The following is a 15,452-nucleotide window of genomic DNA, read 5'->3' as shown; positions in this document are numbered from 1 at the left end:
CCGGGGGAGGCAACGTGGACGACTATGCGGGACGGGTTCTTGCCGACCGCTACCGCCTGCCGCTGCCACCCGCCGACGAGTACGAACTCACCGACACCCGGGCCTTCGACACCTACAGCGGCCAGGAAGTCCTGGTCAGGCAGGTGCCGTTGCCGGAAGTCGTCGAGGCGGAGGTGCTCGACGCGGAGGGACTGCCCGACGGTTTCACGGCCCGTGACCCGCGGGAGCGGGGGAGCGGGCGGTCCACGGCGCGTGCCGGGGTGCGGCGGCCCACCGACCCGGCCGTGAGGCGTGCGGTCGAGGCCGCGCAAGCCGCGGCGCAGATCCCCGACCATCCGCGGCTCGACCAGGTCTTCGACGTGTTCGCCGAGGGCGGTTCGCTGTGGATCGTCAGCGAGTTGGTGTCGGCGCGGCCGCTGGCGGCGCTGCTCGCCGAGAAGCCGCTCACGCCGTATCGGGCGGCCGAGGTGGCGTCCGACGTCCTCATGGCGCTGCGGGTGCTGCACGCCCATGGCTGGGTGCACCGGAACATCACGGCCCGTACGGTGCTGGTCTGCGACGACGGCCGGGTGATGCTGACCGGACTCGCGGTCGGGGCGGCGGAGGAGGCGCTGTGCGGGTACGACCCGGTGCCGGCTCCGGAGGACGACGGGGACAGTGGTTTCGGACGTGCGGGCGGTTCACCGGGCGGGCCGGGCCCGGAAGGCGGCCAAGGGGGCCGAGGGGGACAGGGCATCCCAGCGGCTCAGGGATCTCCTGGATTCCAGGGACCTCCTGGGATCCAGGGTGCTCAAGGCGTCCCCGAGGGTGCTGATCCCGAGGCTGCCCGGCGTGCCGCCATCCGGGCGCGTACGGCCGGGGGGCTGCCGAGCGCCGGGGCGGACACGACGAACGGGGCGGGGGCGCCGGGCGCTTCGGGTGCGCTCGCGCCCAAGGCCCTGGAGAGCGGCGGGGACATCCGGGCCGCGCGAGCCGGGGCGATAGCCGCGTACCGGGCGGGCGCCCGGGCGGCGGCCAGGGTTCAGGAGGCGCAGCAGAGCGGGCGGGCGGCGCTGCCCGGTGCCCGTTCCGCGCCCGAAGGCGGCCCCGCGGCGCAGGCGGGCGGCTCGGCGCAGTCGCACACTTCCGGCGACGGAGTGGAGAGCACGCCCCGCACCACCGCCCCTCCGGGACAGATAGCCGACCCGTACGGCGTGACCGCCACCTCCTGGCACGGCGCCGAGCCGCGCGGAGGGGCCGGCGGGGGAGCAGCCGTCGGGGGCGGCGGAGCGGCCGGCCTCGCCGGCCAGGGCGGTCGTACGGCACTCCCGCCGGGCGGCGGCGGTGCCTACCCCCACGGTGGTGTCTACCCCCACAGTGACACCCATCCCAACGGCGGTGCCCATGCCGCACAGCCCGGCATACTGCCCGCCCCCGGTGCTCCGCCCGCCTCCGGCATTCCGGCGCCCGGCCTCGACACGGCTCCCCCGGGGGGCATCCCGACGCCCGCCCCCAACACCCCCGCCCCGCTCCCGTCCGGCGCGACGCCCCCCAGCCGCTGGGACGACCTCGTGGCCCGGACCCCCGCCGCGCGCGGTCCCGCCACCCCGCTCGCCGCGGAGCGGGCCCGGCAGGCGCGGATGGCCGTGGTGGGGCCCGTGACGGAGCGTTGGGCGCCGGAGCAGGCCGGGCCGGTGCACGAGAACTGGCAGCTGGCGGCGCCCATCGGGCCCGCGACCGACCTGTGGGCGCTCGGGGCGCTGCTCTTCAGAGCCGTACAGGGACATGCCCCGTATCCCGAGGAGTCGACGGCCGACCTGGTGCAGATGGTGTGCGCCGAACCGCCCGCCTTCGCCGAGGAATGCGGGCCGCTGAGGCCGGTCGTGGAGTCGCTGCTGCGTCAGGACCCCACCGAGCGGCTGGACTTCGAGGAACTGCGGGGCTGGCTGCGGTCGCTGGTGCGGTCCGCGCCCGAGCCCGATGCCGGTGCGCATGTCGTCGCCGCGCCGCCCGCCGACCCGAACCGGCTGCCGATCGTGAGGCGGCGGGGCGAGCTGGTGCGCAGGCGGCGCGCCGGGCTGCCCGCGACCAGCTCGCACGGGCGGCACAAGCGGGCCAAGCAGGAGGTGAAGTCGCCGCGCAGACTGGGCCGCACCCTGCTTCTGCTGATCCTGCTCCTGCTGGCCGCGGCGGTCGCGTACGCCGTGTTCTTCATGCCGAAGGCCGGGGAGAACGGCGCGGCGGGCAGCGACCGTACCGGCAGCGCGGGGGACGTCAGCCCCGCTCCCGAGCAGTCGGACACGGGCGCAGGCAGCCGGCCCGGTACCGACCAGACCTCGCCCAAGTCCGAGGACAGCCCGTCGAATTCGGCCGGTGCGAGCGAGAGCCAGACCACCGGGCCCGTCCTCGCCGGCGGTTTCACCCTGCGCACGGACCCGGAGGGGTTCCGGATCGCCGTGGCCAAGGGCTGGTCCCGGCAGCCCAAGAACGACTGGAACCAGGTGGTCTACTCGCACGGCGACTTCCAGCTCATCGTCGTGAAGGGACGCGACGGCGCGGTCACCTACGGCAGCGACCCGATGGCGTACCAGCGGGACACGGAGCACGAGTTGCAGCCGTACCGCAGCTCCAGCTGGGCCACCGCGACCGGGCTGCGCACCGTCACGGTGGGGACGCGGACCATGGCCGAGGGGCAGTTCACCTGGACCGACGACAGCGGGAAGGACCTGTATGTGCGCAACCTGGTGATGCTCATCGACGGGCGGTACCACATCGTGCAGGTGCGTGGTCCCGAGTCGCAGCGGGACGAGGTGACGAAGTTGTACGAGCAGGCTTCGGCCACCTATCAAGTGACCGGCTGACCCCGCTTGTGAACGGTCCGTGAAGGCGAAAACGGTTGCTGTCCGGGCCTCGAAGCGACAACCGTCACAGTGCGGTCTCCTTGGTACCCCCGTGGTTCCCTGGTCGTGGTCCAGTCCTTAGTCTGACCCTGTCAAGAGCATTGCGGGGCAACGTGAATCAGATGCAGGGCCAGCTTGTCGCGGGCCGCTACCGGCTCGCCGAATCGATCGGCAGCGGCGGCATGGGCCGCGTGTGGCGAGCACACGACGAGGTGCTGCACCGGGCCGTCGCGATCAAGGAGTTGACCGCCGCGCTCTATGTGTCCGAGAGCGAGCAGGAGCGGTTGCTCGCGCGCACGCGGGCCGAGGCGCGTGCCGCCGCGCGCATCAACCACTCCGCGGTCGTCACCGTGCACGATGTGCTCGAACACGACGGCCGCCCGTGGATCGTGATGGAGCTCGTCGAGGGCTACTCGCTCGCCGACGCGGTCAAGGAGCAGGGGCGCATCGAGCCCGCCGAGGCCGCGCGCATCGGGCTGTGGGTGCTGCGGGCGCTGCGCGCCGCGCACTCCGCCGGTGTCCTGCACCGTGACGTGAAGCCCGGCAACGTCCTCATCGGCCACGACGGACGTGTCCTGCTCACCGACTTCGGCATCGCCCAGATCGAGGGCGATACGACGATCACCCGCACCGGAGAGGTCGTCGGCTCCGTCGACTACCTCGCCCCCGAGCGCGTCCGCGGCCACGACCCGGGCCCCTCCTCCGACCTGTGGGCGCTCGGCGCCACGCTGTACACGGCGGTGGAGGGCCGCTCGCCGTTCCGCCGCACCTCTCCGCTGTCCACGATGCAGGCGGTCGTCGAGGAGGACGCCGCCGATCCGACGTACGCCGGTCCGCTCGGGCCCGTGATGGCCGCGCTGCTGGCCAAGGATCCCGCTCAACGACCGAGTGCGGCCACGGCCGAGGAGATGCTCGCCGAGGCGGCCGAGGGGCGGCGGTCGAACGCGGCGCAGGCGTATGTGCACACCCGGCACGGCTTCGACACGGGCAGCACCGGTACGGGGCAGCACACCGGCTCCCGTACGGGCCCGCAGTCGGGCTCGGCCACGCCGTACCCGCCGATGACCGGGCCGACGCACATCGGGCCGACCGGCATGGGCCCGGGGCAGCCCTCCGGTACCGGCCCCGGCTCCGCCCCGCCCGCCCGCAAGCGCCGGCGCCTGCGCACCTTCCTCCTGGTGGTCGCCCTCGCGGCGATCGTCGGCGGCGGTGCGGCCGTGGCGTTGCAGCAGCAGGACCACGGCAGTCAGTCGGACTCCACCGGGACCTCCGGATCGCAGAGCCCGTCGCCGAGCAGCTCGCCGAGCAAGGGGAACAACGGGACCGTTCCCGCCAACTGGCAGGCGTACAACGACCCCTGGGGCTTCACCGTCTACCTGCCCAAGGGCTGGAAGCGGGTCGTCGTCGGCGTCAAGGGCGACCTGAGGCAGGTCGACTACACACCGGACAACGAGAAGAACTTCGTCCGGATCGCCGTCGACACCTCGCCGGACTTCGCCACCGCGTACGAGCACCAGAAGGACCTGGCGCAGCAACTCCAGGTGCGGTTCCCCGACTTCAAGACCGTGCGGCTGGAGGAGAACACCTACCGCGACCGGCCCGGCTCCCTGTGGGAGTCCACCTGGACCGCGGGGGCCGACAGCGGCAAGTTCCCCGGGCCGAGGCATGCGATCGAGGAGACGTACATCTCGCGCGAAGGCACCGAGTACGCGATCTACATGTCGGGGCCGGCCGACGACTGGGCGAAGAGCAGCAAGCAGTTCAAGGCGGTGCTGCAGGGCTGGCAGGAGAAGACCTCGCAGTAGCGGGCCGTGATTCGGCCGGGTTGGCCGGTCGCCGCCCCGGAGCCGGGTCGTCCGGTGCGGCATGATGGGGCGCATGGGGACCGAGGGGGAAGGCGTCCGTGTCATAGCGGGCCGGTACCGGCTGGAGTCGAGACTCGGCCGCGGTGGTATGGGCGTGGTGTGGCGGGCGACCGACGAGCTGCTCGGCAGGCAGGTGGCGGTCAAGGAGATACCACTCGACCTCGACGAGACGCTCTCCGCCGAGGAGGCCCGGCGGCAGCGCGACCGCGCCCTGCGCGAGGCCCGCGCGGTGGCCCAGTTGCGCCATCCGCACATCATCGTCGTGCACGACGTCGTGGAGCACGACGAACGCCCTTACATCGTCATGGAGTTGATCGACGGCGGCTCCCTCGCCGACCGCATCTCCGCGCGCGGGCCGGTCGACGTCGCCGAGGCCGCCCGGATCGGCGTCGGCCTGCTGAGCGCGCTGCGCACGGCGCACGAGGCCGGTGTCCTGCACCGGGACATCAAGCCCGCCAACGTCCTGCTGGAGTCCGGCACCGACCGCGTCGTCCTCACCGACTTCGGCATCGCCCAGGTCGCGGGCGCCACCACGCTCACCGAGACCGGCTCCTTCGTCGGCTCGCCCGAATACACCGCGCCGGAGCGGATGTCGGGCGCCCGTACCGGGCCGGAGTCCGACCTGTGGTCGCTGGGCGCGCTGCTGTGCACGGTCCTGAGCGGCGAATCCCCCTTCCGGCGCGACTCGTTGGGCGGCATCCTGCACGCGGTCGTCTTCGACGACATCCGCCCGCCCGCGCAGGCCGCGCCGCTCCTGCCCCTCGTACTGGGCCTGTTGGAGCGCGATCCGGACCGGCGGCTGACGGCGGAGCAGGCCGAGCGGATGCTGCGCGCCTACCGCGACACCGGCCGCACCCCGCAGCTACCGCCCGGCTACACACCGACCGAGCGGAACGTGCCCCGCCGGCCCGCGCCGCCACCGACGCCGACGCCGTCGCCCACGGTGGAGACCAGGCACTCCACCCGGGGCGTGCTGGTGGCCGCGCTGCTGGTCGCCGCGATGGCCGGGGCGGGGGTGTCGGCGGCGGCGCTGCTCATGAACCGGGACGGCGAAGGGGGCGGCGGTACGCCGACGAGTTCTGCGCCGCGGACGTCGGCGAGCGCGTCGCCGACGCCCTCGCGCACGACCCGTACGCCGAGCGCGTCGCCCACCTCCACACCCCCCGTCAGCGCGACCCGCCCCTCCGCCCCCTCCGGCTACCGCGTGGCCGACGACTCCGCCGGCTTCTCCCTGGCCGTACCGGAGGCCTTCACCCGCCGGCCGCAGGGCGAGCGGGTCTTTTACCTCTCGCCCGGAGAAACCTTCCGCCTCGGCATCAAGGTCGCCGACCCCGAACCGGGCGGCCCGCTCGCGGTGATGCGGCGCGCCGCCGCCAAGGGCTCCGACACCAACCCCGGCTACCACGACGGCCAGGTCACCTCGACCGCTCGGCACGGACACCCGGCCGCCCTCTGGGAGTTCACCTGGAACGGCTTCAGCACGGCCGAGGGGCCCCGGCACACATACGACCTGTGCTGGGAGGAGGGCGGGCGGATGTACGACGTGTGGGTGTCGGCGCCGGTCGGCAAGGTGCGGGAGGCGAAGGAGTACTTCGACGTCGCAGTGGACACGTTCGTACGCGCATGAAGCGGAAATAAGCGGCAGCCCGGGTCACGGGTCTGTGACCGGAATGCGTCAACGCTGGATGCGTGAGCGTCTGGCGCGATATGGATGGTCCATGAGCAGTAACGGGGGAGTCGGCCACGAGTCCGACGAGACAACGAGTTTTGTTCTGCAACCTCCCAGACCTCCCAGACCGTCGCAGTCGGAGCCCGGTGCCGGGCGTCTCATCGCGGGCCGATACCGGCTGCTGACCAAGCTCGGGCACGGTGGCATGGGCACGGTATGGCGCGCCAAGGACGAGACCGTAGACCGTGAGGTCGCCGTGAAGGAGCCCCGGCTCCCGGACCACCTTCCCGAACGCGAACGTGCCAAGGCCTTCGAGCGGATGCGGCGCGAGGCCCGCGCCGCAGCCCGTCTCGACCACCCGGCGGTGGTCAACGTGCACGACGTGGCCGTGGTCGACGGCCGGCCGTGGATCGTCATGGAGCTGGTACAGGGCCGTTCGCTCGGCAGCGCCCTGCAGGAGGGCACGCTCGACGTGCGCGAGGCGGCCAGAATCGGCCTGGAGGTGCTCGGCGCGCTGGAGGCCGCGCACGCGGCGGGCATCCTGCACCGCGACGTCAAGCCGGACAACGTGCTCCTCGGCCGCCACGACCGCGTCGTCCTCACCGACTTCGGCATCGCCCAGATCGAGGGCGAGACCAACCTGACGGACACCGGCGGCTTCGTCGGTTCGCCCGAATACATCGCGCCGGAACGGGTGTTGGGCCAGCGCCCCGGCCCGGCCTCCGACCTCTGGTCCCTCGGCGTCGTCCTCTACGCGGCCACCGAGGGCGTCTCCCCGTTCCGCCGCAGCAACACGCCGGCCACGCTCCAGTCGGTCCTCAACGCCACGCCGGCACCGCCCGCTTCGGCGTCGGGACCGCTGGCCGAGGTGATCACGGGGCTGCTGCAGAAGGATCCGGCGAGACGTCCGGACGCCACCCGGGTCCGGGCCCTGCTGTCGCAGACCGTGAACCCGCCGGCAGCCGCGCCCATGCCCATGCAGCCCACGCAGCCGGGGCAGATCGTCACCCGAGGGATCCGGCTCGGACGGAGGGCGTGGCTCGGGATCGGCGCGGGCGTCGTCGTTGCGGCGGTGGCGGCGTGGCTGCTGGTCGCGGCGCTGTTCGCGGGCACGCTGCCGGACGGCTGGCAGACGCACCATGAGAAGGACGTGGCCGCGACGCTCGCGGTGCCGGGCGGCTACCAGCGGGCCGTGCCCGACCGGAAGACCGACAAAACCCACTGGGTCACCTACAGCGACCTGAGCGGCGCGATCGGGATCACCCTGAGCCTCCAGAAGAAGTCCGAGGACACCGGCGATGCCATCAAGGACTCCGCGGCCGCCCAGATGTACGACGACAACGGCAAGTTCAAGGAGAGCGGCGCGTACGAACTGAACATGCCCGCCGGCCCGAGGACCAGGACCAGTCAGACGACGTACAAGGGAAAGCAGGCCGCCGAGAACACGGTGGTCTACAAGACCGACGACAGTCAGCACCCGCTCCCGCGCGAAGTCCGGATCTTCTACTACAAGTCCTCGGCCGGCGACCTGTACGAGTTGATCGTCAGCTACCCGGGCAAGGGCGACTTCACCGCCCGCGGACGCGAGGTGGCGCAGGCCGCGATCGCGAATCTGGACGTCGACAGGCTCTGACCGTCCTCAGCGTCGAACCTGTGCCCTGTACCGCCCGGGGGTCACCCCGAACTCCCTGTTGAACGCATGCGAGAGCGCGTACGGGCTGCTGTACCCCGCCTCACGTGCGACCGAGGCCAGCGGGGCGTCGGAGTCGCGCAGCAGCGTGGCCGTGCGGGTCAGGCGCCACCAGGTCAGGTATGCCATGGGCGGGCGGCCGACCAGGGCGGTGAACCGGCGGGCCAGCGTCGCGCGGGAGACGCCTGCCTCAGCGGCCAGGCGGTCGTTGGTCCAGGGGGCGGCCGGGTCCGAGTGCAGGGCGCGCAGGGCGGCCGTGGTCACCGGGTCGCTGAGCACCGCAGGCCAGGCACCCGTCGCCGCGCCCGTCTCCGTCGTCCACGCCCGCACCATGTAGATCAGCAGCAGGTCGAGCAGGCTCGGCAGGGCAAGGCAGGAACCCGGGCGGCGCTCGTCGAGCTCGCGGGCCAACAGGTCCACTGCAGCGCGGAGTTCGGGATGGGAGCCGACCCGGTTCGGCAGATGGACGACCTGCGGCAGCTCCGCCAGCAGCGGATGCACCCGGCTGCGGTCCAGGCGGTACTTGCCGCACAGCAACTCCACCTCACGCCCGCCCGGCGCCCCCGCCGGCCGCCTCATCTCCTCGAACGGCACCGCCCGCGTCGTATCGCCCGGTGCATCCGCCAGCACATGCCCCGCCCCGTGCGGCAGCAGTACGACGTCCCCCGTGCCCAGCGTCACCGGCTCGCCGCCCCCGTCGGGCAGCAGCCAGCAGCCGCCCGCGAGGACGACATGGAACCCCGCGCCCTCGTACGGGGCCAGCCGCGTGCACCAGGTCCCGCCGACCCGCAGCCGGTTCGAGGAGGGCTGTCCGATGCGTACGGCGGAGATCGCGTCGCTCACCACGTCCATGAGACGCAAGCGTATCTGAGTGAGCCAGGCAGGCATTGGAATGCTCACGGCGGCGCTTCTAGTGTTGCCGGCATGGCTGATGACAACGCGAAGAGTTTCGTGATCGGTGACGTCGAGGTCCTCCGGGTAGTCGAGTGGCAGGAGCCGTACGCGCCCGCCCGCGGCCTCGTGCCGGACGTGGGCCCCGAGGTGTGGCAGGAGAACAGGGAAGTCCTTGTGCCCGAGCACTGGGAGCCCGGCAGCGACCGTGCCGTGGTTGCGCTGCAGACCTGGGTCCTGCGCAGCGGCGGGCGGACCGTGCTGGTGGACACCGGGGTCGGTCACGGGCGGGAGCGGCCGAGCAATCCGCTGTTCCACCAGCGGCAGGGCGATGGCCTCCCCGCGCGCCTGGCCCGGGCCGGTGTGCGGCCCGAGGACGTCGACGTGGTCGTCAACACCCACATCCACGGGGACCACGTCGGCTGGAACACCCATGATGTGGACGGCAGTTGGGTGCCGGCCTTCCCCAATGCCACCTATCTCCTCCCGGCCGCCGACGACCACCACTTCGGCCCCGACGGCGGGTACGGCGGCGGCGTGCGTCCGGACGACCGGCTGATCTACGAGGACAGCATCGCGCCCGTGCACAAGTCCGGGCAGGCCGTGCTGTGGGACGGCCTGCACCGCATCGACGAGCACCTCACCCTGGAGTCCGCCCCCGGCCACACCCCCGGCTCGTCCGTCCTGCGAATGGCCTCACGCGGTGAACGCGCCGTATTCGTCGGTGACTTGCTGCACAGCCCGGTCCAGATCCTGCACCCCGAGTGCAGCAGCTGCTTCTGCCTGGACCCCGGGCAGGCGGCCGCCAGTCGCCGCCGGGTGCTCGAACGGGCCGTAGAAGAGGCCGAGTTGGTGATCCCCGCGCACTTCGGCGGATCGGGGGCCGTGGAGGTGCAGCGACGGGGCGACTCGCTCGCCTTCGCCGACTGGACGTCGTAGGACGCCGTAGGACGTCCAAGGACGTCGTGGCGACCCGCGTCGACAAGTCCCCGTTCCGCACGGTACTCATGTGGCATGAGTGCAGGCGGCGAACAGACGCGCGAAGGTCGGCTGCTCGGCGGGCGCTATCGGCTGGCCGAGCGCATCGGCTCCGGCGGGATGGGCACCGTCTGGCAGGCGTACGACGAACTCGTGGAGCGGGACGTCGCCGTCAAGCAGCCCCGGCTGCCCGGCGACCCGGACGACGAGCACCATAAGCGGGCCGCCCACCGCCTCTACCGCGAGGCCCGCGCAGCCGCCCGGGTCGACCATCCGGCCGCGGTCTCCATCCATGACGTGGTGGTCGAGGAGGACGGACTGCCTTGGATCGTCATGGAGTTGATCCGCGGCGAGTCCCTCCACGAAGTGCTCCAGCGCGGCCCGGTCGAGGCTGCCGAAGCCGCCCGTATCGGCCTCGCCGTCCTCGGCGCCCTGGATGCCGCGCATGCCGTCGGCATCGTGCACCGGGACGTCAAGCCCGCCAACGTCCTCCTCGGCGCACACGGCCGTGTCGTCCTCACCGACTTCGGCATCGCCCATGTCCAGGGCGAGGAATCCCTCACCGTCAGCGGGGAGTTCGTCGGATCGCTGGAGTTCGTCGCGCCCGAGCGGATGTCGGGGCGGGGCGCCGGACCCGCCTCCGACCTGTGGTCGCTGGGCGTGCTGCTGTACGCGGCCGTGGAGGGAGTGTCGCCGTTCCGGCGTACGACGGTGGAGTCCACGCTCGCCGCGGTCATCGCCTTCGACCCGCCCGAGCCCCAACAGGCCGGACCGCTCGCCCCGTTGATCGCACGGCTGCTGGTGAAGGACCCGGAGCAGCGGCCCGGCGCGGAGCAGGCCGGGGCGGTGCTGGAGGCCGTGGCGGAGGGCTGGCCGGTACCGCGGGTCGAGGCCGGTGCGACGGCGGCCCAGGACACGGCAGGACTACGGGAGTTCGCCGACGACATGGGGACCGTACGACTGGGGGCGGCGCCCGTCTCGGACCGGACGGCCCCCGTGGCCGCATCGGAATCTGCATCAGCATCCGATACTGCATCGGCATCGGCATCGGCATCGGCATCGGGGTCGGCGTCACAATCGGCATCGGGGTCGGCGTCGGAATCGGAATCGGCATCGACGTCGGTATACGACACCGCATCGGCATCCGACACCGCACCCACACCCGGCCCCCGCCCGGCCCCCGACCCCTCCGCCGAACCCGCGACCGCCGGCATCACCCACCCGGCCCCAACCTCAACCCCAGCCCCGAAGCACCCCCTCCTGCGCCGCCCCGTCTCCCTCGCCGCGCTCGCCGCCGTACTGATCGGCGGCACCTGGCTCGGCACGTCCTACTTCGACGCATCCGGCGGCGGAGGCGTCTCCGGGCGCACCGCCACCCTCACCGAGGCCCCGGCCCGCGTCGGGAGCCCCGCCGCCACCGCCTGGACCGCGCACCGGGAGAAAGGCATGAACGCCGTGCTGTCCCTGCCGAGCCGGTACCGGGAGTCCGCCAGGGAGGGCAGCCCCGCGAGCCCGCGCCGCCTCGTGGAGTACGACGCGCCCGACGGCGACGTCAGCATCCGCCTCACCCAGTGGGACAAGGCCCCCCGCTCCCCGATGGCCCAGGCACAGCAGGCGCACGCCGACTGGAACAGCTACAACGGGGACGCACGCACCCAGTACACCCGCACCACCTTCCACGGCTTCGAGGCCGTCCAGGCCGACACCTCCTACGGCCTGGCCGGCACCCCGTCCCGGGTGATGCAGCTGATGATCCGCACCGACGACGGACGCATGTACGAACTGCGCGTGGACATGCCCAAGGGGACACCGGCCGAGAAGAAGGGCACGGCGCTCTTCAAGGGCGCCCGTGACCGCCTCGTGATCGCAAAAAGCTGAACCGTTCCCCGTCGTCCCCGCCCAACGCCCTGATCAGCGCAAACCTTGCCAGTGAGCACTGGCGCCGTGTGAGTACTCCGTGAAGCCGCGTTACCGACGGGTACCCAAAGCCCCCGCTCCGTCATACCCTGCGCCTCATGACGGAAGCGCATGCCGAGGCCAAGACCGGCACGAACCCTCTCGCCCCTGCCCCCGAAGGCGCCCGCACCGCCGCCGACGTGGTCACCCCCGAGCTGATCGTCCAGCTCACCAAGGGCGTGGTCGGTTCCGGGCGCACCGCCAACCACACGCCGTTCACCGGCGAGAAGCTGGCCGACCTGCCCGAGTCCACGCCCGAGGACGTGGCCAAGGCCTTCGAGGCGGCCCGCGCCGCGCAGGCGGTCTGGGCGCAGACCCCGGTCCGGCAGCGCGCGGCCGTCCTCCTCCGCTTCCACGACCTGATCCTCGCCCGCCAGGCCGAGGTCCTCGACCTCATCCAGCTGGAGACCGGCAAGGCCCGGCTGCACGCCCACGAGGAGGTCCAGGCCGTAGCCGTCGCGGCCCGTCACTACGGCCGCAAGGCCCCCGCGTACCTGAGGCCGAAGCGGCACACCGGCGCCGTACCGACCCTCACCAAGGTCACCGAACTGCGCCACCCGCGCGGCGTGGTCGGCCAGATCGCCCCCTGGAACTACCCCCTGGAACTCTCGGTCGGCGACGCGCTCCCCGCCTTCGTCGCGGGCAACGCGGTCGTCATGAAGCCGGACACCGAGACCTGCCTGACCGCCCTCTGGGCCCGCGACCTCCTCATCGAGGCGGGGCTTCCGGCGGACGTCTTCCAGGTCGTCCTCGGCGAGGGCCCCGTCGTCGGCCCGGAAGTGGTCAAGCACGCCGACTACGTCTCCTTCACCGGCTCCACCCGCACCGGCCGCGAGGTCGCCCAGGGCGCCGCCGCCCGTCTGGTCGGCGTCTCCCTCGAACTCGGCGGCAAGAACGCCATGCTCGTCCTGGAGGACGCCGACATCGAGAAGGCGGCCGCGGGCGCGGTCCGCGCCTGCTTCTCCTCCGCGGGGCAGCTCTGCATCTCCATCGAGCGGTTGTACGTCCACGAGTCGATCGCCGACGCCTTCCTGGAGCGCTTCGCCACCCGCACGAAGGCCATGCGCCTCGGCACCTCCCTCGCATACGGCGCCGACATGGGCTCCCTGGTCGGCGAACGCCAGCTGGAGACGGTCACCCGCCATGTCGAGGAGGCGGTGGCGAAGGGCGCGAAGCTCGTGGCCGGCGGTACGGCCCGCCCGGACATCGGCCCGTACTTCTTCGAGCCGACGATCCTCGACGGCGTGACCGAACCGATGTCGGTCTGCACGGAGGAGACCTTCGGCCCGGTCGTCTCGATCTACCGCTTCAAGACCGACGACGAGGCGGTCGAGCACGCCAACTCCACGCCGTACGGCCTGAATTCCTCGGTCTGGACGAAGAACGGCAGCCGCGGCCGCGAGGTGGCCGCCCGCCTCCGTACCGGAACCGTGAACGTCAACGAGGGCTACGCCCCCGCCTACGGCAGCGTCCAGTCCCCCATGGGCGGCATGAAGGACTCCGGCCTCGGCCGCCGCCACGGCTCCGAGGGCATCCTCAAGTACACGGAGGCCCAGACGGTGGCCCAGCAGCGGCTCCTGCCGATGGCTCCCTCGCTGGGGATGGACGACGAGAAGTACGCGGCCTTCATGAGCCGCAGCCTGAGGCTGATGAAGGCCTTGCGTTTCAAGTAGCACTTCAGGCAGAAACACCCGTTCTCAACGAGGAGAGCACGTGTCACAGGACACCTACGACTACGACGTACTCGTCGTCGGCTCGGGCTTCGGCGGTTCCGTGACCGCCCTGCGCCTGACGGAAAAGGGCTACCGCGTAGGTGTCCTGGAAGCCGGCCGCCGCTTCACCCGGGAGTCCCTCCCCAAGAACTCCTGGGACCTGAAGAACTACCTCTGGGCCCCCAAGCTCCACATGTACGGCATCCAGCGCATCCACCTGCTGGGCAATGTCATGGTCCTGGCCGGCGCAGGCGTCGGCGGCGGCTCCCTCAACTACGCCAACACCCTCTACGTACCGCCGAAGCCGTTCTTCGACGACCCCCAGTGGCGTGACATCACGGACTGGCAGGAGGAGCTGAAGCCGTACTACGACCAGGCGCAGCGCATGCTCGGCGTACGGCTGAACCCGACGATGACGCCGTCCGACGTCCATCTGAAGGCCGCGGCCGAGCGGATGGGTGTCGGCGACACCTTCCACATGGCGCCGGTCGGAGTCTTCTTCGGCGACGGGAAGGACGCGGAGGGGAAGTCGAAGGCGGCGCCCGGTGACCAGGTGGACGACCCCTACTTCGGCGGCGCGGGCCCGGCCCGCAAAGCGTGCACCGAGTGCGGCGAGTGCATGACCGGCTGCCGCCACGGCGCGAAGAACACCCTCAACGAGAACTACCTCTACCTCGCCGAGAAGGCGGGCGCGGTCGTCCACCCGATGACCACGGTCACATCGATCACGGACGACTCGCAGGGCGGCTACGCGGTCGCGACCCTCCCCACCGACGAGAAGAAGGCCGAGGGCCGCACCTTCAAGGCCCGCCGGGTGGTGCTGGCCGCCGGCACCTACGGCACCCAGACCCTGCTGCACCGCATGAAGGCCGGCGGTCAACTCCCGTACATCTCACAGAAGTTGGGTGAGCTGACCCGTACCAACTCCGAGGCGCTGGTGGGTGCGCAGACCGACAACCGCCGCTACCGCAAGGCGACCGGCGAGCCGAAGGTCGACTTCACGCAGGGAGTCGCCATCACCTCGTCCATCCACCCGGACGAGAACACCCACATCGAGCCCGTCCGCTACGGCAAGGGCTCCAACTCGATGGGCGGCCTGTCGATCCTGCAGGTCCCGTACGCCGAGGGATCGTCAAGGGTCCTGGCCTGGCTGGCGAACGCCGCCCGCCACCCCCTGCTCGTCCTGCGCTCCCTCTCCAACCGCCGCTGGTCGGAGAAGACCATCATCGGCCTGGTGATGCAGTCGCTGGACAACTCCCTGACGACGTACCTGAAACCGGACGGGGTCGGCAAGGGCCTGCTCACCGCCCGCCAGGGCCACGGCACCCCCAACCCCAAGCAGATCAAGGCCGCCACGGAGAGCGCATCCGCCATCGCCGCCGACATCAACGGCTTCGCGGGCTCCAATGTCGGCGAACTCATGGGCACCCCCCTCACCGCCCACTTCCTCGGCGGCTGCCCCATCGGTTCCTCGCGCGAGACCGGCGTGATCGACCCGTACCACCGCCTCTACGGCCACCCCGGCATCTCGGTGGTCGACGGCGCCGCGGTCTCGGCCAACCTGGGCGTGAACCCGTCCCTCACCATCACCGCCCAGGCCGAGCGCGCGATGTCGTACTGGCCCAACAAGGGCGAGGAGGACCCGCGTCCGGCGCAGGGAGCGGCGTACGAACGCCTGAAGCCGGTGGAGCCGAACACCCCGGCGGTCCCGGCGGACGCCTTCGGCGCACTGAAGCTGCCGTTCCTGGGGATGCCGACGGTGCCGCCGAAGAAGTAGCAGCAGAGACACGGACACACAGAAGGACCCGCACC

Annotated in this window: 9 protein-coding genes; 8 read left to right on the top strand and 1 reads right to left on the bottom strand. The window is 71.9% G+C overall.

Translation table 11 applies throughout. The features are described from left to right. The first annotated feature begins 14 nt into the window (after positions 1–14). The 4 genes from P2Q00_RS27110 (at position 15) to P2Q00_RS27095 (ending at position 8,046) form a co-directional block, all read left to right on the top strand. Positions 15–2,840 carry a serine/threonine kinase C-terminal domain-containing protein gene (locus P2Q00_RS27110; RefSeq protein WP_275775441.1) on the top strand — a complete coding sequence of 942 codons (2,826 nt, stop codon included), beginning with the start codon at positions 15–17 and terminating at the stop codon, positions 2,838–2,840. A gap of 161 nt (positions 2,841–3,001) precedes the next feature. Further along, positions 3,002–4,684 (top strand): serine/threonine-protein kinase, encoded by a 1,683-nt coding sequence (locus tag P2Q00_RS27105; RefSeq protein ID WP_275775440.1) that lies wholly within the window; start codon positions 3,002–3,004, stop codon positions 4,682–4,684. A 73-nt stretch (positions 4,685–4,757) separates the two neighbouring features. Next, positions 4,758–6,371 (top strand): serine/threonine-protein kinase, encoded by a 1,614-nt coding sequence (locus P2Q00_RS27100; protein WP_275775439.1) that lies wholly within the window; start codon positions 4,758–4,760, stop codon positions 6,369–6,371. Between the two features lie 91 nt (positions 6,372–6,462). After that, positions 6,463–8,046, top strand: a complete 1,584-nt coding sequence (locus tag P2Q00_RS27095; RefSeq protein WP_275775438.1) for a serine/threonine-protein kinase — start codon at positions 6,463–6,465, stop codon at positions 8,044–8,046. Positions 8,047–8,052: 6 nt separating this feature from the next. Here P2Q00_RS27095 and P2Q00_RS27090 read toward each other — a convergent pair whose 3' ends face one another. After that, positions 8,053–8,955 (bottom strand): AraC family transcriptional regulator, encoded by a 903-nt coding sequence (locus P2Q00_RS27090; protein ID WP_275775436.1) that lies wholly within the window; start codon positions 8,953–8,955, stop codon positions 8,053–8,055. A 72-nt stretch (positions 8,956–9,027) separates the two neighbouring features. On the opposite strand from P2Q00_RS27090, the gene P2Q00_RS27085 reads away from it, so the two are divergent. The 4 genes from P2Q00_RS27085 (at position 9,028) to P2Q00_RS27070 (ending at position 15,417) form a co-directional block, all read left to right on the top strand. Then, a complete protein-coding gene (locus P2Q00_RS27085) occupies positions 9,028–9,933 on the top strand; it encodes an MBL fold metallo-hydrolase (RefSeq protein WP_275775435.1) in 906 nt (301 codons plus the stop codon). 75 nt (positions 9,934–10,008) lie between these two features. Continuing rightward, entirely contained in the window at positions 10,009–11,850 is a 1,842-nt protein-coding gene (locus tag P2Q00_RS27080) for a serine/threonine-protein kinase (RefSeq protein WP_275775434.1), read from the top strand. A gap of 137 nt (positions 11,851–11,987) precedes the next feature. Then, positions 11,988–13,601 (top strand): succinic semialdehyde dehydrogenase, encoded by a 1,614-nt coding sequence (locus tag P2Q00_RS27075; protein WP_275775433.1) that lies wholly within the window; start codon positions 11,988–11,990, stop codon positions 13,599–13,601. Between the two features lie 40 nt (positions 13,602–13,641). Then, positions 13,642–15,417, top strand: a complete 1,776-nt coding sequence (locus P2Q00_RS27070; protein ID WP_275775431.1) for a GMC family oxidoreductase N-terminal domain-containing protein — start codon at positions 13,642–13,644, stop codon at positions 15,415–15,417. The last annotated feature ends 35 nt before the right edge of the window (positions 15,418–15,452 follow it).

This window comes from Streptomyces coacervatus (assembly GCF_029223485.1).
GTDB lineage: Bacteria > Actinomycetota > Actinomycetes > Streptomycetales > Streptomycetaceae > Streptomyces > Streptomyces coacervatus.
Note: the sequence above shows the minus strand (reverse complement) of the source record. Positions and strands in the feature narration are given on the sequence as shown.